This window comes from Trinickia symbiotica, assembly GCF_002934455.1.
Lineage (GTDB): Bacteria > Pseudomonadota > Gammaproteobacteria > Burkholderiales > Burkholderiaceae > Trinickia > Trinickia symbiotica.
The window spans coordinates 65,953-86,282 of record NZ_PTIR01000005.1 but is presented as its reverse complement, the minus strand read 5'-3'; the positions used below and the strand labels follow the sequence as shown (position 1 = coordinate 86,282).

Sequence of the window (20,330 nt, the reverse complement as noted above, 5' to 3'; positions counted from 1 at the left end):
CCGATACCTTCGCCGCGTAAAGGATTTCAAAAAGCGGGCCAGGGTGTGCGCAGGCGGTGGATTCGCCGAGAGCCAAGGCGCAGCGGCCGATTGTCTTTCACCAGCCCAGCGGCAAAGTTAGGGAATCTCCTTACCATTGACGCAGCGACGGATTTTTCCGCGTCGTGCGTTTAAACGAGAAGACACCTCCGTCCGGCATCGCCGGCGGCCACCGCGCCGGTGCTGTCACCGGCCGAAAAAACGCTGAAAGATCGAAGGGAAGGAGCGGAAACAGTGACAGGCAAGACCGAGTCCCTGCATGGCGTGGTGGCCGGCGGCACGGCGCCCGGCGCCTGGCCGTGGAGCGGTGCCCGTTGAGCGAGCAGGACCCGGACGCCGAGCTCGTCGCGCGCGTGGGCCGCTCCGATCCCGCGGCCGCGCGGGAGCTCGTCGCGCGCAAGCTGCCGCGAGTCATCGCGCTCGCTCAGCGCATGCTCGGCGATCGCATGGAAGCCGAGGACGTGGCGCAGGAGACATTCGTGCGAGCCTGGAAGCAAGCGCCGCATTGGCGCGAGGGCGAAGCGCGCTTCGATACGTGGCTGCATCGCGTCGCGCTCAACCTCTGTTACGACCGATTGCGCGCGCGTCGCGAACTGCCGTCCACGGACGATGCCGAATGCGCGACCGGACTCGCCGGTGGGATCGAAGAGGCCAACGAGCCGGGGCTCGAGGCGAAGCTCGAGGCGCGCGAGGAGGGGGCGCGCGTGCGTGCGGCGCTGGCGGCGTTGCCCGTGCGGCAGCGCGAGGCACTCGTTCTCGGCTATTACCAGGAGCTTTCGAACATCGAGGCGGCGGGGCTCATGGGCATCACCGTCGAGGCGCTCGAAAGCCTGTTGTCGCGGGCGCGCCGCAACATGCGGGCGCTGCTTTTCGAGGGCGCCCACGGCAACCCGAAGGAAAAGGCAAATCGACGATGACGATGACACCCGAACGTTTTGGCGAGATCGTGCAGGCTTACGGCGGCGATGCGCGTCGATGGCCCGCGCAAGAACGTGCATCGGCCGAAAGCTGGGCCGCTCAGCATCGCCATGCCGCGCGCGCTTTGCTCGACGAGGCCGAGCGGCTCGACGCGTACCTGGCGCGCGACCTGATCGCGGACCCAAGTTGCGCGCTGGAGCGCCGCATTCTCGCGGATGCCGGCGCGCGGCGGCCGGACCGGAAAGTCGGCCGCCGCTTGGGCCGTTGGCTCGGGCATTGGTGGCCCGGGGCCGCGCTCGCGGGCGTAGGGCTGGCCGGCGGCGTGGTGGGCGCGCTCGCGGTGTCGCTGCTGATGCTGACGGGCAACCCGCCGCCCGCCGGCCCGCAAGAGCCCAGCTATCTGACGACGGCGTTCGGTCCCACCGCTGCGGACGGGAGTGCGGAATGACGGCCCGCGGTTGGAAGCTGGCCATCATCGGCTCGCTTGCGCTGAATGTCTTCCTGCTGGGCGGGATTGCCGGCGCAGCTTATCAATGGTTCACGACGCGCCATGCCTCCGCGGCAGCCGTGGCCGCGCGAGCCGACCCGCATGCACTGCGTTTCGCGGCGGCCGATCTGTCGCCCGAGCGGCGCAGACAGTTCGCCGACGCGTTGCGCGAGGCGCGCCGCGCAGGCCGGCCATTCGCAGAGGCGGCGCGCGCAGGTCGACGAGAGGTACTGCACGCGATCGGCGCGCAGCCGTTCGACCGCGCCGCGCTCGATGCGGCGCTCGCGAGGACGCGCGATGCCGATCTTGCCGTGCGTACGCGCGTCGAGACAGGCATCGCGGACTTCGTCGCGACGCTGACGCTCGACGAGCGTGCGACGTTCGCGCAGAGCCTCAGGTCGCGGGGGCAATGGCGCGAGCCCGAGCGAGCCGCTTCGGGCACGGCTGCATCGCCAGGTGCAGCGGCCTCGGCGAACCGCTAGACCGCCCGAGCCGCGGCGCGAACCCGCGGTTCGAAGCCGCGTTTCGGTCAGACCGACGTGCTCTGATTGCGATGGGCAAACCGTACGCGTTCCGCGTTCCCCATGAGCGCGAGAAATTGGTCGACGTCCATATGGACGAGGGCTTCGTGGTCGCCGGCTTCGAAGTAGACGTCGGGTTGCCGCGTGAGCGCTTCGTCGAGATACGTCTGCATGCCATAGGCCGTGCCGACCGGCGGTAACGCGCCCAGATCGCAATCCTTGAACAACTCGCGCATATCGGTTTCCTTGGCGAGGGTCAAATGGCGCCCCGTCTTGGCCCAAAGCTCCGACAGCCGCACCGAATGCGTCGACGGCAGCACCGCCGCAACGTAGCCGTGCTCGTCTTCGAGAACGACGGTCTTCGCGAGGCGGTCGCCGGGCACGTGCGCGGCCACGGCTGTCTCGACGCTCGAATGGCTGTACGGGTGACGGACGATGTCGTAGCGGGCGCCCGTGGTGCGCAGGCACTCCTCGAGGGTGGTAGACATGGACATGGCGCACCTCCTTCGATAGGACGAGTGAACCCTTCCGCAACACGGAAGCGGCCCGATGAGGGAGCGCGCCGGATTCGCGGAAGGTTCTCATAGCATAGGCGGCTTTGGGGACGGGCGCGGCAAGGCCCCCGATTCCGGAACGGACTTTCCGGGTTTTTTCAAAAAAGTGCGACGGAAAAATCGGACGATCCCCGTTTAATGCAGGTATCCATCGCACGGACGAGGGGAGAATGGCCGACAAACTTCATTTGACCGCCGCCGGCATTGCGCTCAACCGGTTCGGCCTCGGCGCGCGCCCCGACGACGCGGCCCCCGCCGATCCGAGAGCGTGGCTGCTCGAGCAGCTCGATGCCTATGAGCCGTGGCCGGCAGCATGGGCGGGCGAGCCCGGCGCGAACGTCGCGTTCGAGCGGTATGCCGAGGCGCGCCGCGAGGCCGCGGCGAAAGCGGCGAGCGAAGCGGCCGCGAGCCGCGGGGCGAGCCAGGGAGGCGATGCGATGGCGAATCGCGCCTTGAATCCGGCGCCGAATCGCCATCCCGAGCGAGCGCGCGGCCAGCCGGCCAATGCGGCTATCGCCAGCCAGGCCGCCGGTCAGACTCCCAAGCAAGCGGCGAGGCAGGCCGTGCGTAGGGAAGTGCGCGACGCCTATCTGTCGGCGGTGGACGCGCGTGTCAACAGCGCGCTGGCGACCAACACGCCCTTCGTCGAGCGCCTCGTGCACTTCTGGGCCAATCACTTCGCGATCTCGACCGAGAAGCCCGAAGTAGCGGCACTGGCCGGCGCATTCGAGGCGGAGGCGATCCGTCCCTATGTGCTCGGCACCTTCGAGGAACTGGTGGTCGCCGTCGAGCGCCATCCCGCGATGCAGATTTTCCTCGATCAGGTTCGCTCGGTCGGTCCCGACAGCGTCGCGGCGTTGCGTGCGAGCGTGCGCGATCCGGCACACCCGCGCGGGTTGAACGAGAACCTCGCGCGCGAAATCATGGAGCTGCATACGCTCGGCGTGCGCACGGGCTACACGCAGGACGACGTCACCGAGTTCGCGCGTGCACTGACGGGTTGGAGCGTCGTCGGTCCGCAAGGGGGCCGCGCGGGCGGCATGACCAAGACGATGGCGGGAATGGGGAAGTCTCCGGCGTCTCGGTCCGCAGCGCCTCAGCCGGTAGCGCCTCAGCCGGCAGCGCCTCAGCCGGCAGCGCCTCAGCCGGTAGCAGGCAATTTCATCTTCCGCCCCGAGCTGCACGAACCCGGCCAGCGCACGATCATGGGGCGCCGCTATGCCGAAGAAGGTGAGGCGCAGGCGGTTGCCGTGCTCCACGATCTTGCCGCCTCACGAGCCACGGCGCGCCATATCGCCTTCAAGCTCGCGCGCCATTTCGTCTCGGACAATCCGAGCCCGTCGACGATCGAGCGGCTCGCGAGCGCATTCGAGACAAGCGGCGGCGATCTTCCGACCGTCTACCGCGCCTTAATCGCATCGCCCGAAGCCTGGGCGCCGCTTCCGGTGAAGTTCAAGACGCCATGGGACTGGACGATCTCCGCGCTGCGTGGCATCGGCGTGCCGCGGCTCGACGATCGGCAACACGCGGCGCCCATGCTGACCCAGCTCGGCCAGCCCGTTTGGCGTCCCGGCTCGCCGGCCGGCTATGACGACGTGGCGGCGAGCTGGGCGGCACCCGATGCGCTGATGCGGCGCGTCGAGCTCGCGCAGCGTCTCGCGGCGCGCGTGGGCGACGGCGTCGATGCGCGCGAGCTCGGTCCGCGGCTCATGGGCGGGCCGCTCGAGCCGGCCACCGCGCTTGAAATCTCGCGCGCGGAAAGCGCCCCGACGGCGCTTGCGCTGCTGCTCGTCTCGCCCGATTTTCAACGGAGGTAGACCATGGTTTCGCGTCGCAGATTTTTGACGGTCTCGGCGGCGGGGGCGGGCGCGATGCTCGTGGCTCCGTATATCGCGTTCGCGCGCGCCGCGACGACGCGTCGCTTCGTTTTCATCATTCAGCGCGGCGCCGCCGATGGCCTCCATATCGTCGCGCCCTACGCCGAGCCCGCCTATGCCGCCTTGCGGCGCGAACTCACGGTCGACGTCTCGGCGGCCAGGAAGCTCGACGGCACATTCGCGCTGCATCCGTCGCTGCAACGGACGGCGGAGCTCTATGCGGCCGGCCAGGCGCTCTTCGTCCACGCCGTTGCCACACCTTATCGCGACCGCTCACATTTCGACGGCCAGAACGTGCTCGAGACGGGCGGCACCGCGCCGTATCAGTTTCGCGACGGCTGGCTGAACCGACTCGTCGGCATGCTGCCGACGAGTCGCGCGCAGGCGATCGCCATTGCGCCGACGGTGCCGACGGCGCTGCGCGGCAAGTCCGAAGTGACTTCGTATGCCCCTTCGGGCTTGCCCGGCCCGTCCGACGATCTCTTGCTGCGCGTCGGCCAGCTCTACGAGCGCGACGCTCAGCTGGGGCCGCTCTGGAACGCCGCGATGGCGACGCGCGAGATGGGCGGGCCGACCGGGGCGAAGCAGGATCCGGCTGGCATCGGCAAGCTGGCCGCCGGCTTTCTCGCGCGTGACGACGGTCCGCGCATCGCGATGATCGAGACGGGCGGATGGGATACGCACAGCGCGCAGAACGGGCGGCTGGCGGCGCAACTGAAGGCGCTCGACACGATGCTCGCCTCGCTGCGGGATGGCCTCGGCCCTGTCTGGGCCGACACGACCGTTCTCGTCGCGACGGAGTTCGGCCGAACGGCCGCGGCTAATGGGACGGGTGGAACCGATCACGGCACCGGCTCCGTGGCGATGCTGCTCGGCGGCGCCGTGGCCGGCGGGCGCGTCGTGGCGGACTGGCCTGGCTTGCGCAACGCGGACCTCTACGAGGGACGCGATTTGAAGCCGACGGCTTCGCTCGATGCCGTGATTGCCGGCGCGGCGGCAGAAACGTTCGGGCTCGACGGGCATCGCACAGCGGCGGCACTGTTCTTGCGGAAAAGCGAAAGTAAGCCGTTCGAGGGGCTCGTCAAGGCTTGAGCAGGGGCAGGGGCAGCTGACCTAGGTCTCTCATCGCGCGTCTGGAACGAAGCTTGCACGACGGCTGGAATCGCAGGCTCGTCGAAAGCGAGGTGACATGACGATCGGCTGCCCCGAATGCGGTGCGCTCGAGGACATTCCGCCGCTCACGCGGCGCATGATGGCGCGCTGCCGTGTCTGCCACTTTCCGCTCGAGCGCAGGAGCGGTCGCAGTATCGGCGCGGCGCTGGCGTGTTCGTTGACAACGTTCGTGCTGCTGTTCCCCGCGAACCTGGCGCCGCTCATGAGTGTTCACTTGCTGAACGGCGAGCGCACGTCGGTGCTGGGTTCGGGCATTGTTCAGATGTGGGGAAGCGGCTACCCGATACTCGCGGCGCTGCTCGGCACGTTCGGCATCGTGCTGCCGTTCTTTCGCTTCGGCGGCCTCACGCTCGCGCTCGGCGCGGTGTTGCTCGGCTGGCGCTTCAAGGGGCTCGGCCCGCTCTACCGCTGGACGCTTTCGCTCGACTTATGGGCCATGCCCGATGTCTTCCTCGTCGGCTGCTTCATCGGCTACTCACGCGTGACGCAGAACCTGACGGGCACGGTCGGCCCCGGCGGATACTGCTTCGTGGTTGCCGCGCTGATGTCGATGCTGACTCGGGCGACGCTCGACAGCCGCACGGTCTGGCGCGCCCTCGAGCCTGAGCACTGGCCTCATAAGGGTGAGCCGGCGCTCTCGTGCACCGCCTGCGACCTCATCTCACCGATGGAGCTCGAAGGGTATCCGTGCCCGCGCTGCGGACTGACGCTGCGCACGCGCAAGAAAGATGCGGTCATCCGCGCCGCCGCGCTCTCGCTTGCCGCGCTTCCTCTCACCGTGCCCGCGAACCTTTACCCGATGACGATCTCGACAGAGATGGGACAGGACATCTCGGCACGCATCATCGACGGCGTCGGCGACTTGTTCAAGGTCGGCCTGTGGCCGCTCGGCGTTCTCATCTTCTGCACGAGCATCGTGATCCCGGTCGCGAAGATCGTCGGCATGGCATGGTTCATCACTTCGGTCCTGCGCCGCTCGCGCCGGCATTTGCGTGTCAAAGCGCATCTTTATCGATGGATCGACGAGCTCGGACGCTGGTCGAACGTCGACGTCTTCACGATCGCCGCGTTCGTGCCGCTGATCAGTTTCGGCAACATGGCATCCGCGCGGCCGGCGCCGGGCGCGACGGCCTTCGCGCTCGTCGTCTTCTTCACGATGTTGGCTTCGCGCGCCTTCGATCCGCGCCTCATGTGGGACGTGCATACGAGGAAAAGGCGAGCGAACGAGCCGCGCCGCTCGCCGCCCGCGAGCTTGCCCACGCCCCCCGGAACGCTGCCATGACCGAAACGCGCGAAGCCCGATTGCGGCGCACGCAGGCCGAGGTGCGTCGCAGCGCCTGGCCCGGCTGGATCTGGGCCGTCCCGATCGCGGCGTTCGGCGTCGCGGGGTGGCTCGGCATCCGCGCGCTGACGCATAGCGGGGAAACTGTCACCGTCACTTTCGACAACGCCTACGGCATGAAGGCCGGCGATACGATGGTGACCCTGCGCGGCGTGAAGGTCGGCGACGTCTCCGACGTCGAGCTCGCGCCCGACGGACAGCATGTCGACGTCAAGCTCGAAATCGATCGCAAGCAGGATCGCTACCTGCGCAGCGGGACGCGATTCTTCTTGAAAGGCGCGGAGCTCGATATCAGCGACCCGTCTTCGCTCAAAGATTTGCTGTCGGGGCCCGAAATCGCCATGGAGCCCGGACCGGGCAAGCCGGCCCGGCACTTCACGGGCAGCACGAAGCGTCCCGTGCTGACGGCTTCCTCGGGACCGGCCATCGCCTATGACGTGCGGTTCGACGGCGCCGTCGGCAAGCTCGAGGACGGTGCGCCGGTCGAGCTGCGCGGCTTCGAGGTCGGCGCCGTCACGAGCGTCCACCTCGCTTATGACCCAGCTACCGGCACGCTGAGCACGCCCGTGCGGATCGCGATCGAACCCTCGCGGCTCGGCATCGGTGCAGTGGCGCGGCCCGCGAACGGGGACTGGCGCCCCGTCGTCGACGACATGATGAAGCGGCTCGTCGGCGAGGGGCTGCGCGCGAGCCTCGCGCAGGATCCGCCGCTCGTCGGTCCACGCAAGGTGAAGCTCGAATTCGTGTCCGGCGCGCCGCCGGCGTCTCTGATGGTCGGTGCGGATGCGCCCGTGATCCCGAGCATCGCCCAGCCCGATATCGATTCGATCACATCGAAGGCGGACCAGGTGATGAACAAGGCCAATCATGTGATGACGAAGATCGACGCGCTCCCGATCACGGAAACAGGCAACGACGTTCGCCGCGTGGCGGCTCGCGTCGGCGCGCTCGCTTCGTCGCCGCAAGTGGCCGACAGCATTGCGCATATCGACCGTGCCGTGACCGAGATCGATCGCACGATGCGGGAGGTGTCGCCGCAGGTCGGCCCGCTCGTCGCGCAACTGCGCGAAACGGCGAGCGCCGCCGACAATGCCGTGTCCGCCGCGAACCGCACGATCGGCGGCGATGCGACGAGCCAGAACGATCTGCCGGCCGCGTTGCGCGAGATGACCGATATGGCGCGCTCGGTCCGCGCGCTGGCCGACTACCTCGACCGCCATCCGGAGGCGCTCGTGCGCGGCAGACAAGGGGGCGGACAATGAAGCGAAGAACTAAGCGAACCCGGGCATGGCGGAAGGCGACGCTGAGATTACCGGCAGTGACGATGCTGTGCGCGACGATGCTCGCGGCCGGCTGCGGCCATAGCCCACCGACTCACTATTTCGCGCTCGATGCCGTCCCCGCGTCGGCGCCGATCGCGTCCGGACCACTGCCGCCCGTCCAGCTCACCGCCGTACACATTCCGGCGATGGTCGATCGCCCCGAAGTCGTGACGCGCGTGGCCCCGAACCGTCTTACCGTCGGCGACAGCGACCGTTGGGGCGCGCCGCTGGGCCAGATGATGCGCGGCGTGCTGGCGCAGGATCTCTATAGCCGCCTGCCGGCCGGAGCGTTCGTGTTTCCGGACGCGCCGGCTCCGGCCGATACTCGCAAGCTCGTGGTGACCGTCCTCGATCTCGATGCCGACGCGAATGGCGCGCTGACGTTGCAGGCGGCGTGGACCTTGATGGCGGGGCGCGGGGCCCAGCCCGTGCTGACGCGCGAGACGACCCTCGCGACACACGGTTCGGGCAGCGGGGCCGCGGCGCAGGCGGCCGCGCTGAGCCGTGCGATGGGCGAACTCGCGGATCGGATCTCGGAGTCGATCGGCGGCCATTGATGGGACAGCACACTGGCAGGCATGCCAAGTGCTTGCCCTGTTTTTCCAAAGATAAAGCATGGAGACCCTATGGAGCCCGCCGGCCGCGCGCTGATTCGGCCAGACCATGCCACCGGACACTTCGTCCGCTTTTATCACTCGGACGGGCAACTGATCGACGAGGTTGTCGAATTTGCAAGCGATGCGCTGCGTCGCCGAGGCGGCGTGATCGTGATCGCCACGCGCCCGCATCTTTCCCTTGTCGTCCCTCGCATCGCTGCATTTCGCGCCACGGACGAAGACACATCGCCCGCGATCGAGGGGCGCTTCGAGGCCGTCGATGCGGAGGCGGCACTCGCCGAATTCATGGTGGACGGCTGGCCGGACGAGGGGCGCTTCTTTGCGACGATCGGTGGTCTGCTGGCAAAAGTGGTGAGCATGACGGCCGCGAACGCGCCCGTCCACGCATACGGCGAGATGGTCGCCGTGCTTTGCGCGTCGGGGCAATACGAAGCCGCCGTGCGCCTCGAGCAACTCTGGAACGAGCTCGCCAGGCGCTATTCGTTCACGCTTTTTTGCGCGTACCCGGATGACTTGTTCCGGGACGCGGAGCGAAGCGGCATCTTCGATCGTATTTGCCGGGCTCACACGCATGTGCTGCCGAGCGAGGTGCTCGAGCAAGCCACGGAATCCGATGCCTTTCGGCTCATCGCGCAGTGGCAGCAGAAAGCTGCCGCGCTCGAGGCGGAGATTGAGCGCCGCCGCCGAGCCGAGGCGGTGAAGGACGAGTTCCTCGCGATGCTGGGCCACGAACTGCGCAACCCGCTTTCGCCGATCGTGACGGCGCTGCAGCTCATACGGATGCATCCGGACCCTCGTATTTCGCATGAGCTCGCGATCATTCAGCGCCAGGTCGACTATCTGGTGGGCCTCGTCGACGATCTGCTGGACGTGTCGCGCGTGATACGCGGCAAGATCAAACTCAAGAAGCGGACGGTGCGCGTTGCCGACGTGCTGGCGAATGCGGTGGAGGTCGCGAGTCTGCTGCTCGAGCAGCGCGGACACGAGTTGGTCGTCGACGTCGAGGCCGATTTGAAGTGGATCGTCGACGCGGCGCGGATCGCGCAAGTCGTCTCCAACCTGCTGACGAATGCCGCGCGCTACACAGCCGAGCGAGGAAAGATCACGCTGTCGGCGTCGCGCGAAAGCGACGATATGATCGCCGTTAGCGTGCGCGACAACGGCTCAGGCATCCCTAAGGAGATGCTGCCGCACGTCTTCGAGCTGTTTTTCCAGGGCAAGCGCAGTGTCGATCGCGCCGAGGGTGGCCTCGGTCTCGGCCTCGCGCTCGTCAAAAGCCTGGTGGAATTGCATGGCGGAACCGTGAGCGCGAGGAGCGACGGCCCCGGTTCGGGCAGCGAGTTCACGATTCGCCTGCCGGGCCAGCCGTCGCGGCGCGATGCGTCGCGCGAGGCGGGCGAGCCTCGTGCGCACGAGGCGGTGGTCGTGAAAAGACGCGCGCCGCGGCCGCGACGCGTGCTGCTCGTCGACGACAACGTCGATGGCGTCGAAGCGCTCGCGCTGCTGATTTCGGAGTGCGGCCACGAAGTGCGGGCCGTCTACGACCCGGCGTCCGCGCTGCAGGTCATCCATCAGTTCGTGCCCGATATCGCCATCGTGGACATCGGGCTCCCCGTCATGGATGGCTATCAATTGATCGGCCGATTGCGCGCCGCGCTCGGTCCTGACCGGTGCCGTTTCGCCGCGCTCACGGGTTACGGTCAGGAAGCGGACCGCAACCGCAGCCGCGAAGTGGGATTCGACGATCATTTCGTGAAGCCGGTCGATCCGACGAGCCTGTTGCGGTTCATCGACGAATCGCCCGTGCCGGAGGCCTAGTTCGGTCGGGGCTCTTTCGCATCAGCCTCCCGCGGCGAGCCTCGCGTGCATCGCGTCTTCGAACCGGCGCAGCACGTCGGGGGCGGCATCGGTGACGGCCCACCAGACCATGCCATGCTCGCGCCAGCGGACGAGCGCATACCCGTCGCTTACGAGCGCCGGCGCGCCGGCTTCCGCCTCGGCGGCCGCCCCCGATTCCGCATCGGGGAACACATAGGCGTCGACGACATGCTTGCGATAGCGATAGACGAGGACGGCGACGCGGCGATGCCCGATGTAGTCGAGGCGCCCACCGACCAGCGCGAATCCGCTCGATGCGAGGTCTTCGACGGGCGGGGCATAGTCGATCCGGCCGTTGAACCACGGCTTCACCGTGTGCTGATCGGTCGAGACGACATCGATGTCGCGTCCCGACAACTGCGCGCGAACGTGGCTCGAAACGAGTTCGTCGACGAAGGCGCCCGAGGCCGTCTGCCGCGGATGGAGCGCGATCGTGACGGCGACGACGGCCGCCGCCGCGAAGAGCGCGAAGCCCATGGCGCCTACGGTGCCCAGCGTGCCGAAGCGGGGCGCGGTGCCGGCTCCCGCACGCGCGCCCGCCGCGCCGCCGCCCGCGAAGCGTGGCAGGCGCCATCCATCGAGCCATGACCTGTTGCGTGCGGGGCGGCGCGGTTCCGGAGCCGGCCCGGGTTCGGTTCTTGCTTCGGGCTCAGCTTCGGGCGCCGCCTGCGGCAGCGCTGCCACGATGCGCGAACGCAGTGGCTCCGGCGCTCGGTGATAGGCGGCCTGGCGTACGATGCGGCTGACGCCGAGTACGGCTTCGCTCTCGCGGCGGCACTCCGGGCATTGTTCGAGATGCGCTTCGACGTGTCGGGCTTCGGACGAGGAAAGCTCGCGATCGACGTACGCGTCGATGAGCGGCCGCACTTCTTTGCACTCCATCAGGCGTCTCCCTCGCAAATTGGGCCGGGCTCGGGCGGTTGCCGACTCATCGGCGCTGCCGCTTGCGAGCCGCCGGCGCTGCCCGCCGCGAGCCGCGCTTTCAATAATGTCGCGAGCTTGCGCCGCGCGCGCGTCAGGCGCGACATGACCGTTCCGATCGGAAGATCCGCGATGGCCGCGATGTCGCGATAGCTCATGTCCTCCAGCTCCCGCAAGATGAGGACTTCGCGGAACTCGACCGGCAGTTGGGCGAGCGCCTCGTGCACGAGGCGCGTATTCTCCTCGCGAATCAGCAATGCCTGCGGATCGCTCGGCGCGGTGCTCCAGCCGTCGATTGCCGTATCGTCGGCCTGCTCGATCTCGTCGTCGAACGCGGCCACCTCGTGGGAGGAGCTGCGCCGTTGCCACTCGGTGTACCAGGTGCGGCGCACGATTGCGAGCAGCCACGGCCGCGCGCTCTCGCCGTGGAACGAATCGAAGAAGCGGAACGCGCGCATGACCGCCTCCTGGACGATGTCTTCCGCGTCGCTCGCGTTGCCGGCCAGCCAGCGCGCAAGGTTGTAGGCCGCATCGAGATGCGGCAGCGCCATCTGCTGAAAGCGTCGGCTGCGCTCGGCGTCGTCGCGCGAGCGTCCACCCTTGCTGTCGATCTCGGCCACCGTGGCCCCTCCGGGTTTTACGGCTCTATACCGGCCGCGCGCCCAGTTTATTCCCGTGTCACCGCTCGCGGTAGTCGATCGCATGAGCGCTCAACGGACGACGATCCGTCCGACCATCATCGGATGAATCCCGCAGTAGTACTGATAGGTGCCGGGCTTCGCGAGCACGGTCGCGAACGAATCGTTCGTGTCGAGCGCCTGCGAGGGCTTGAACGCCCCGCCGACGCTGACGACGAGATGCGGTTCCTCGTCGCGATTGACCCAGACGATGCGCGCGCCGGCCGGCACGGTGATCTCCTTCGGCTCGAACGCGAAGTTGCGGATTTCGACGTTGTAGGTGGTCGCCTTACCGCCCGAGGGCGATGGCGCAGCGGTGTCGCCGGCGCGCGCGGCGGGCGCGAGAAAGACGAACGGGACCAGTGCCCCGGCCGCCAGGCAGACGCTTACGACGCGACGCCGCGCAAGTTGGAGGTTCGTGCGAGTCATGCCAAGGTCTCCTCGGTCAATGCGAGCGTCCCGCCGGTTTGTATGCGGCGCACCGAGCGCACGCCGATATAGTCGGCCAGCTTGCCGGCCGGCAGGTCCTTGAGCGGGCCCGGCCCCGGGCCGACGCCGGGCGCCGGCTGGGGGTAGGCCGTCGAGCGCGCCGTATAAAACGTGACATGGCCTTCCACCTTTTGCTGGATCTGGTGAATGTGCCCGTTCAAGACCGTGACCGAGCCAAAGCGGTTCAGCAGCGCAAGGGCTTCGCCCGAGTCGTCGGTGCCCCATCCCCACGACGGGTAAAGCGCCCAAAGCGGCATGTGCGCGAAGACGACGATCGGCGTCTCGGCCGAGCGGCCCGCAAGATCGTTCTTGAGCCACGCGAGCTGATCGGGGCCGAGCCAGCCGAGGCCGCCTGCCTTGAGGTTCAGCACGTTGATGAGCGCGATGAAGTGCACGCCGCGATGATCGAAGCTGTACCATCCCCCTGGACTGGCCTCCTCGTGGCCGAAGCGGCGAAAGAACTCGGCACCGTTGTCGCCGATGACGTCATGCTCGCCGGGCACATAGAACTGCTGTTGCGTGCGCGAGGCGCGCATGAGCTGCGCGACCGTATCGAACTCGTCGGGCTTCGACAGATGCGTGAGGTCCCCGGTGTGCACGATGAAATCGGGGCGTACGGGTTGCGCGTCGATGCGCCCGAGCGCGGCTTTCAGTGTCGAGGTGACGTCCGGATTCGGCGCCTTCGTGAAGCCGATATGGGAATCGCTGATCTGCATGAAGCTGAACGTCGCGTTGCGGCTTGCATCGGCCGTGTCCGCGTCGCCGAGCGTGCGCGCCTGCAGCACGCCGCCTTGCATGAGCCATAGCGTCCCCGCGCCCGCCCATGCCATGCATTTGAGGAAGTCGCGCCGGCCGCTTTCGATACGGCCTTTATCGTTGTCATCCATGTCCTTCTCTCCCGGTAATCGAATGTCGAGATACGTGGCGGGCCTGGCAGGCCCGATCGCATGACGTTTCGGACGTCGATGCAAATCGAGGCGTCCTTGCCACGTATTACCGGGGATGGGGCGGGAATATTCCCGCTTTGAGATCGAACGGCGTAAGGGGGACTAGAGGGAGGTCATCGTTATGGATACTGTCGGCGCCGCGCGCCGCATCTCGAAGAGGCGCGCGGCTCCCTGCGATCGCTTATCGCTGATGGCTTTTCGCATTTCGCTTCAGCGAGTGGCGATGTACATCGTCACTTCGAAGCCGAAGCGCAAATCGGTGTAGGCGGGTGGGGTCCACTGCATGATTGTCTCCTCGAAGAAATTCGATACGGATGCGCCGGGCGAACTGCGCGGCGTGACAGTCGAAGCAAGCGCCATGCCGAATATCCATCGGAAGCGATGGCGAGCCGCGCGACCTCGCAATCGTTCGGAGTCCTGATCGATTGCGAGGTGTCGGCGGGCGAGGGAATTGGATGGAACCGCTGACAAGGCCGGCGATGGCGACGATTCGTTGCCACCCATGTGTTGCGTCTCGGCACAGGACTGTCGCATTCTGAGACAGCGGTGGACACAGTGTACTGTCGATGCGCGACAGTGCTTAGTCGTCGCCGTTCGCGTTTTTCGCACCGGATGCCACCGGCATTTTGCGATAGATCGTGGCGCGCGAGACGCCGAGCGCGCGGGCGGCCGCGGACACATTGCCGCCGTGGCGCGCGATGGCCGCTGCGATCGCGGACAGCGTGAGATCGTGAAGTCGCGTGCCTCCGGCGCCCTCGAGCGGCTCGCGAGCCGGCGCGGCAGCGTCGGGCGCAGCGCCTGCGCTCATGTCAGTGTTCGCGTTCATGTTCTGCGAGCCACAGCCACTGGCCGCGCGCATCGCGAGATCCTCGAAGAAATCGTCGGGAAGGTGTTCGCGCCGTATCTCGCCGTCGTCGTCGACCATCGCGGCGGCCGTGCGCAGCAGATTGCCGAGCTGTCGGAAGTTCCCCGGCCATGCACATTGCTCGAAGAGCGCCATGACCTCCGGCGCGATGGCGGGTCGCCGGCCGTCCGTCGCGCAAGCCGTCTCGTCGTCGAGCATTTTTTCGATGACGACGGCGAGGTCCGTCCGCTCGCGCAGTGGCGGCAGTTTGACGACGAGCCCGTTGAGCCGATAGTAGAGGTCTTCCCGAAAGCGGTTCTGCGCGATCATCTCTCGCAAGCTGCGATGCGTCGCACAGACGACGGCGATGTCCACGGGGATCGACTTCGTCGATCCCAGCGGGTTGACGACACGCTCCTGCAGCACCCGCAACAGCCGCACCTGCAGCGGGTACGGCATGTCGCCGATCTCATCGAGAAAGAGCGTTCCCCCGTTCGCCTGCAGCACCTTGCCGAGCGCGCCTTTGCGCCGCGCGCCGGTGAAGGCGCCTTCCTCGTACCCGAAAAGCTCCGATTCGATCAGCGTCTCGGGAATCGACGCGCAGTTGACGGCCACGAATGGTCCGTCGCGGCGCGGCGAATCGTTATGGATGGCCTGCGCCAACAGCTCCTTGCCGGTGCCCGTCTCGCCAGTGATCAGAACGGGGATGTCCTTGCCGATGACCTTGCGCACCTTGGCGATGACGGACGCGACTTGAGGATCGCCTGTATCGAGGTGGCCGAGCCGCACCGCGTTCGTCGCGGCACCCGCTTGTGCAGGACGCGACTCGGCACCGCGCTGCGTCCGATCGGCCTCGCGCGGCCAACCGCTGTTCGTCATCGTGGCCCGCCGGTAATCGACATGCGCGCATACGACGGCGCCGTTGTGCAGGTTCAGCGCGACGATCGAATCGCGACTCGTGCGCGACTTGTCGATGAGCTCGCCGCTCGTCAGGCCGAAGAGCGACGCCAGCGTATGTGCGCGTAGCGCCGTGAGCGACAGCCCGAGCTGGAACTGTGCGCTGCGATTGGCGGACAGGAAGCGCCCGTCGAACGTGAAAGCCGCGATCCCTTCCATCAGCGTACCGAGAAATTCGGGGCGGCTATGAAACGAGATCTGCAGGGCATCGCGGAACTTGCTTGCGAAGAGATGATTCTCGATCATTTGCACCGACATCTTCGCGAGCGCCATCGTGTGCTGGTGATAGCTGCGGTAGTCTCCCGTCACATCGAGCACGCCCGTGAGATCGCCGTACGGATCGAGGATCGGCACGCTCGAGCAGGTGAGAAACCGATTGGCCGCGAGGTAATGCTGGTCGCCATGCACGACGGTCGCGCTGCGCTCGGCGAGCGCGGTGCCGATCGCATTCGTGCCTTGACGGTCCTCGGCCCAATTCGCGCCGGGCCGCAGCGCGACCTTCTCGGCGCGCCGCAGAAAATCGTCGTCGCCAATCGAATGGAGGATGAGGCCCTGAGCATCCGTCAGCACGATCATGCTTTGCGTATTGACGATCTGCTCGCGCAGCGTCTCCATGACAGGCAGCGCATGCGCCGTCAGCACGCGATTCTGCTCGCGCTTGACCGTGAGATCGGGGGCCGGCAGCACGTCATAGTCGGGCTGTGTCGACGATTTGAGGCCGAAGCTTTCCGAGCGCTCGTGCGCTTTCTGAATGCACGGGGTCAGCCAGCCCTCGGTGGCCGAGAGCGGATTCGCGGCCGGGCCCGGGTCGTTGCGCATTGTCTCCTCCTTTCGGGCGGCGGCACGTGGCCGACGCGCTTCGTGACGCCGTTGAAAGCAAGTCGCGCGCCAGAATGAGCTTCCCGACCGAGGTGATGTCCGCGTCGGCACTGCCGAGCGAGTGGATAGCGGCGGCATCGCCGGCATCGGTTTACGATGGGGCCGATCCCCGGACGGCGATATCCGGATTATCCGCAGTTTGCGGTTTCACCCGAGCCGCACGTTGATGACGGTCAAAGCCCAAGCCCCTTTATGCGCACTCCTCATTCCAACGACGAATCCTCGAAGGCCGCCCTCGTCAAGCGTCATTTGATCCGCGACCGGCACCGCATCGCGTTTACCGTTGCGGGCGCGGCCGATGGCGTCCCGGTCGCGGTCCTTCATGGCGGGCCCGGTAGCGGAAGCCAGCCGAGCGTGCGGCGGCTTTTCGACCTCGCTCGCTTCAGAGTCGTTCAGATCGACCAGCGCGGAGCGGGCGCGTCACGGCCACACGGGAGTGTGCGCCACAATCGCACGGACAGGCTGATCGGCGACATGGAGGCGATCCGCCGCGAATTGGGCATCGAGCGATGGGGCGTGCTCGGCGGCTCGTGGGGTGCGTCGCTCGCGCTCGCCTATGCCGGAATGCATTGGCGCCATGTGACGGGCGTCGTCGTGCGCGGTCTCTTCCTCGCCTCGCGCGCCGAGGTCCGCAAGCTTTTCGTCATGTCGCGCAAGCGCGCGCCGCGTGAGTGGGCGCGCTTGTCCAAGGCCGCTTCGACGAATCGTCCAGCGTCGTTGCTGCGCCGCTGCGAAGAAGCACTGCGAACGCGTGGCGACCCATCGCGACAGCGAGCCGTTGCGCTGGCATGGCAAGCCTATGAAGAAGCCGTCCTCGCATCGGCGAATTCGCGCCGCGCGCTCCGTCGGACACCACGCACGCGAGTGGGCGACCGTCGCTCGGTGGGCAAGTATCGAATTCAAGCCCACTACCTGATGCATGATTGCTGGCTCGGCGAACATCGCCTGCTGTCGCTCGCTCGTCGGGCCGCGCAGGCAGGCGTACCCATAGCGGCGATACACGGCTCGCGCGATCCCGTTTGCCCGATCGACAATCTGCGCCGCCTGGCGGGCGCGATTCCGCAACTCCAAACGACGCGTGTGCGCGCGGGCCATCTCGGCAGCGAGCCCGCGCTTGCTCGCGGTGTCGCGCAGGCGATCGAAACGATGTTCGGCTCATCGTCGGGCTCGCGATCGCCGCATCGCGCAGCGTAAGCCCGCGCTTCCCCTCCTGCCTCATCGCGCGCCTGCTCGCGGCGCGCCTTCCCCTCAGCTCCTCAGTCGCTGAGCCCTGCCTCGTTCGAGTCCCCGCGCGACTCGTCATTCGATCGGGGCTATCACGCCGCATCGCTGTCTCGCCGCTGAACAGGTCCGTTCCAACTGTCCCATGTTGAGACAGCGATGCGTCGCAACGACGCGGTCGATCGACGCATGAAAAAGTGAGCCCATGTGCCGCGAGGCCAACGCGCATCAAGCGTTGCGGGCCAATGGCATATGAGTTGCGTAGAGCGCCGCACCGCGATCCAACCAACGCACAGCAACCGCGGAGCGACAGTGCATTGCCGATGACGTCGTTATGGACGACGCAGCTACGGCAACACGAATCGATAAATCCATCAGGAGACAGACATGAGTAGAGGTCCGGCCTCAGCCATTACGGCGATGGCACTTGCGAGCGCACTCGCCGGCGTTCTGAGTCTCGGCGCGCAGCGCGCAGCAGCAGCCGACGAATATCCGCCGGTGACGTACGAGCGTCTCGCACACGCTCAGGACGATCCGGGCTGGCTCACTTATTACCGCGCCTACGACGGCCACTCGCATTCGCCGGCCAAGCAGATCGATACCTCCAACGTCGCCGGGCTCAAGCAAGTCTGGAGCTACAAGTTCCCGGCGGAACTTCAGCAGGGCTTCGAGGCCACGCCGATCGTGAACGGCCGCTACCTGTTCGTGACGGGGCCGAAGGACAACGTCTACGCGTTCGATGCGATCACCGGCAAGTCGCTGTGGCACTACGATCCAAAGCTCGGTCCCGAGGCCTTCAAGAACGCATGCTGCGACGTCGTCAATCGTGGCGTCGCGCTTTACGGCAAGAACGTCTATGTCGCGATGCTGAGCGGCGACATCGTCGCGCTCGACGCGCAGACCGGAGAAGTGAAATGGAAGAAGCAGATGTTCGACCCTGGCACGGGCTACGCGTTTTCGCTTGCGCCGCTCGCCCTCGACGGCGCCATCGTCGTGGGCAACTCGGGCGGGGAATACGGTGCGCGCGGCTTCATCGTTGCCGTCAGCGCCGATGACGGCTCCGTTCTCTGGAAGCGCAACACGATCCCCGCGCCGCAGGAAAAGGGCGGCGATACCTGGCCGAAGGGCATGTACGAGCACGGCGGAGGCGCGGCCTGGATGACGGGCACGTTCGATCCTGAAACGAAGACGCTCTACTGGGGCGTCGGCAATCCGGGGCCATGGCTGGCCTCGATGCGCCCCGGCGACAACCTCTATTCGGATTCGATGCTCGCGATGGATGCGAAGACGGGGGACATCAAATGGCACTTCCAGTACACGCGCAACGACACGTGGGATTACGACGGCGTCAATCCGGGCATGTTCGCCAAGATCCAATATGAGGGCAAGGACTACGACGCGTTGCTGCACTTCGATCGCAATGGGTTCTTCGATGCGATCGATCGCCAGACGGGCAAGCTCATCTATGCCAAGGCGTTCGTGAAAGTCACGTCCGTCACGGGCTACAAGGCCGACGGCACGCCGATCCAGGATTCGGCGATGTACCCGAAAGTCGGCACGACGATCGACACCTGCCCGAGCTTCCTCGGCGGCACGAACTGGTGGTCGAAGTCCTACGATCCCGCCACGCATCTCGCGTTCGTTCCCGCGCTGCATGGGTGCATGCAGCTATCGGGCAAGGACATCGACTACATGGAAGGGCTGCCTTACCTCGGCGAGGGTTTCACGATCCATCCCGAACCGGGGAGCAAAGGCTATGGCGAGCTCGTGGCGTTCGATGCCAACACCGGCAAGAAGGTGTGGAGTCACTGGAGCAAGATGCCCTGGAACGGCGGCATCGTGACGACGGCGGGCGGACTGCTCTTCTCCGGCGCGCTCGATGGCCACCTCTACGCCTTCGACGAGAAGACCGGCAAGGTGCTCTGGAAGAGCCCCCAACTCGCGAGCGGCATCGTCGCTCAGCCGTCCGTGTTCGAAGCCGGCGGCAAGGAATACGTCGCGGTTCTCGCCGGCTACGGCGGCGCTAACCCGATTTGGGGCGGCCCGATGGCGAAAGTCGCCGACAAGGTTCCGCGCGGCGGCACGCTCTACGTGTTCGCGCTCGGCAAACGCTGATTATTTTTTCAAGCTGGAGCGCAACACCATGAAGATTCGATTGAACTCGTTCGCCCTTGCAGGGGTACTGCTCGCAGGCACCATGGGGGCGGCGTCCGGCGCACCGGCCGATGCGACGACGACGGCATCCGCGAACGTGCCGTCGTTCGATAACGCTCAGGTCGCCCATGGCAAGAGCCTCTATTCGAGCGCCTGCGCGAAGTGCCACGGCGCGAGCCTGCAGGGTATGGCGGGGCCGGCCCTGAGCGGCCCGGCGTTCGCGCCCACGGGCCACTCGCATCTCACGATCGGCGGCATCTACAAGTACATGTCGTCGAACATGCCGGCCGATCGCCCGGGCCAGATGAAGGATCAGGAGTACGCCGACATCATGGCCTTCCTGCTCTATTCGAACGGATATCGCCCGAAAGCGACGAAGCTCACCGCCGATATGGCGCGCACGTCGTCGACGCCGCTCGTCGCCGGCCCGGGGCAATGAAGCGGCTGGCCGTTGCCGTCAAGCGAATGAACGCTGCAAGCGCGTAAGCGCCAACAATCTGTGACTCAAAGGAG

18 protein-coding genes and 1 pseudogene are annotated in these 20,330 nt (G+C 66.8%); 12 read left to right on the top strand and 7 right to left on the bottom strand.

All coding sequences use genetic code 11. The annotated features are described in order from the left end of the window. The first annotated feature begins 353 nt into the window (after positions 1-353). Genes B0G57_RS09750 through B0G57_RS09740 form a run of 3 tightly spaced genes read left to right on the top strand, consistent with a single transcriptional unit; the run spans position 354 to position 1,926 of the window. Entirely contained in the window at positions 354-956 is a 603-nt protein-coding gene (locus B0G57_RS09750) for an RNA polymerase sigma factor (protein ID WP_018442425.1), read from the top strand. Further along, entirely contained in the window at positions 953-1,405 is a 453-nt protein-coding gene (locus tag B0G57_RS09745) for a hypothetical protein (protein ID WP_018442424.1), read from the top strand. The genes B0G57_RS09750 and B0G57_RS09745 overlap by 4 nt, the downstream gene beginning before the upstream one ends. After that, entirely contained in the window at positions 1,402-1,926 is a 525-nt protein-coding gene (locus B0G57_RS09740) for a periplasmic heavy metal sensor (RefSeq protein WP_018442423.1), read from the top strand. The genes B0G57_RS09745 and B0G57_RS09740 overlap by 4 nt, the downstream gene beginning before the upstream one ends. Positions 1,927-1,973: 47 nt before the next feature. Here the strand turns inward: B0G57_RS09740 and B0G57_RS09735 are convergent, their stop codons facing one another. Further along, a complete protein-coding gene (locus B0G57_RS09735) occupies positions 1,974-2,459 on the bottom strand; it encodes an aminoacyl-tRNA deacylase (RefSeq protein WP_026229992.1) in 486 nt (161 codons plus the stop codon). 230 nt (positions 2,460-2,689) lie between these two features. Here B0G57_RS09735 and B0G57_RS09730 point away from each other — a divergent pair, with 230 nt between their 5' ends. From B0G57_RS09730 to B0G57_RS09705, 6 genes are all read left to right on the top strand, one after another. After that, entirely contained in the window at positions 2,690-4,336 is a 1,647-nt protein-coding gene (locus tag B0G57_RS09730; RefSeq protein WP_018442421.1) for a DUF1800 domain-containing protein, read from the top strand. 3 nt (positions 4,337-4,339) lie between these two features. Further along, entirely contained in the window at positions 4,340-5,488 is a 1,149-nt protein-coding gene (locus tag B0G57_RS09725; protein WP_018442420.1) for a DUF1501 domain-containing protein, read from the top strand. Between the two features lie 97 nt (positions 5,489-5,585). Further along, positions 5,586-6,851: a paraquat-inducible protein A gene (locus B0G57_RS09720; RefSeq protein ID WP_018442419.1), complete on the top strand. Its 1,266-nt coding sequence runs from the start codon at positions 5,586-5,588 to the stop codon at positions 6,849-6,851. Continuing rightward, positions 6,848-8,173, top strand: coding sequence for an MlaD family protein (locus tag B0G57_RS09715; RefSeq protein WP_020566398.1), 1,326 nt, complete (start codon positions 6,848-6,850; stop codon positions 8,171-8,173). The genes B0G57_RS09720 and B0G57_RS09715 overlap by 4 nt, the downstream gene beginning before the upstream one ends. Beyond that, positions 8,170-8,790, top strand: a complete 621-nt coding sequence (locus B0G57_RS09710; protein ID WP_035469114.1) for a PqiC family protein — start codon at positions 8,170-8,172, stop codon at positions 8,788-8,790. The genes B0G57_RS09715 and B0G57_RS09710 overlap by 4 nt, the downstream gene beginning before the upstream one ends. 69 nt (positions 8,791-8,859) lie before the next feature. Continuing rightward, positions 8,860-10,668, top strand: a complete 1,809-nt coding sequence (locus tag B0G57_RS09705; protein ID WP_018442416.1) for an ATP-binding protein — start codon at positions 8,860-8,862, stop codon at positions 10,666-10,668. Positions 10,669-10,689: 21 nt separating this feature from the next. Here B0G57_RS09705 and B0G57_RS09700 read toward each other — a convergent pair whose 3' ends face one another. The 6 genes from B0G57_RS09700 to B0G57_RS09675 all read right to left on the bottom strand — a co-directional run bounded on the left by B0G57_RS09700 (position 10,690) and on the right by B0G57_RS09675 (position 16,382). Next, the gene (locus tag B0G57_RS09700; protein WP_018442415.1) at positions 10,690-11,610 is read right to left on the bottom strand and encodes an anti-sigma factor family protein; all 921 of its coding nucleotides are present in this window, start codon (positions 11,608-11,610) and stop codon (positions 10,690-10,692) included. After that, the gene (locus B0G57_RS09695; RefSeq protein WP_085952739.1) at positions 11,610-12,353 is read right to left on the bottom strand and encodes an RNA polymerase sigma factor; all 744 of its coding nucleotides are present in this window, start codon (positions 12,351-12,353) and stop codon (positions 11,610-11,612) included. The genes B0G57_RS09700 and B0G57_RS09695 overlap by 1 nt, the downstream gene beginning before the upstream one ends. A 6-nt stretch (positions 12,354-12,359) precedes the next feature. Beyond that, a complete protein-coding gene (locus tag B0G57_RS09690; protein WP_018442413.1) occupies positions 12,360-12,755 on the bottom strand; it encodes a cupredoxin domain-containing protein in 396 nt (131 codons plus the stop codon). After that, positions 12,752-13,702 (bottom strand): metallophosphoesterase family protein, encoded by a 951-nt coding sequence (locus B0G57_RS09685; RefSeq protein ID WP_018442412.1) that lies wholly within the window; start codon positions 13,700-13,702, stop codon positions 12,752-12,754. Before B0G57_RS09685 ends, B0G57_RS09690 begins: the two co-directional genes overlap by 4 nt. 270 nt (positions 13,703-13,972) lie before the next feature. Continuing rightward, positions 13,973-14,047 carry a pyrroloquinoline quinone precursor peptide PqqA gene (gene pqqA, locus B0G57_RS09680; RefSeq protein ID WP_102607172.1) on the bottom strand — a complete coding sequence of 25 codons (75 nt, stop codon included), beginning with the start codon at positions 14,045-14,047 and terminating at the stop codon, positions 13,973-13,975. A gap of 295 nt (positions 14,048-14,342) precedes the next feature. Continuing rightward, the gene (locus B0G57_RS09675; RefSeq protein ID WP_018442409.1) at positions 14,343-16,382 is read right to left on the bottom strand and encodes a sigma-54-dependent Fis family transcriptional regulator; all 2,040 of its coding nucleotides are present in this window, start codon (positions 16,380-16,382) and stop codon (positions 14,343-14,345) included. Between the two features lie 252 nt (positions 16,383-16,634). Between B0G57_RS09675 and B0G57_RS09670 the strand changes: the two genes are divergently transcribed. The 3 genes and pseudogenes from B0G57_RS09670 to B0G57_RS09660 form a co-directional block, all read left to right on the top strand. After that, positions 16,635-17,636 (top strand): alpha/beta fold hydrolase, encoded by a 1,002-nt coding sequence (locus tag B0G57_RS09670; protein WP_018442408.1) that lies wholly within the window; start codon positions 16,635-16,637, stop codon positions 17,634-17,636. 414 nt (positions 17,637-18,050) lie between these two features. Then, positions 18,051-19,778 carry a PQQ-dependent dehydrogenase, methanol/ethanol family gene (locus B0G57_RS09665; RefSeq protein WP_026229989.1) on the top strand — a complete coding sequence of 576 codons (1,728 nt, stop codon included), beginning with the start codon at positions 18,051-18,053 and terminating at the stop codon, positions 19,776-19,778. A gap of 58 nt (positions 19,779-19,836) precedes the next feature. Then, positions 19,837-20,256: pseudogene (locus tag B0G57_RS09660) on the top strand (c-type cytochrome); the annotation flags it as partial. Between the last annotated feature and the right edge of the window lie 74 nt (positions 20,257-20,330).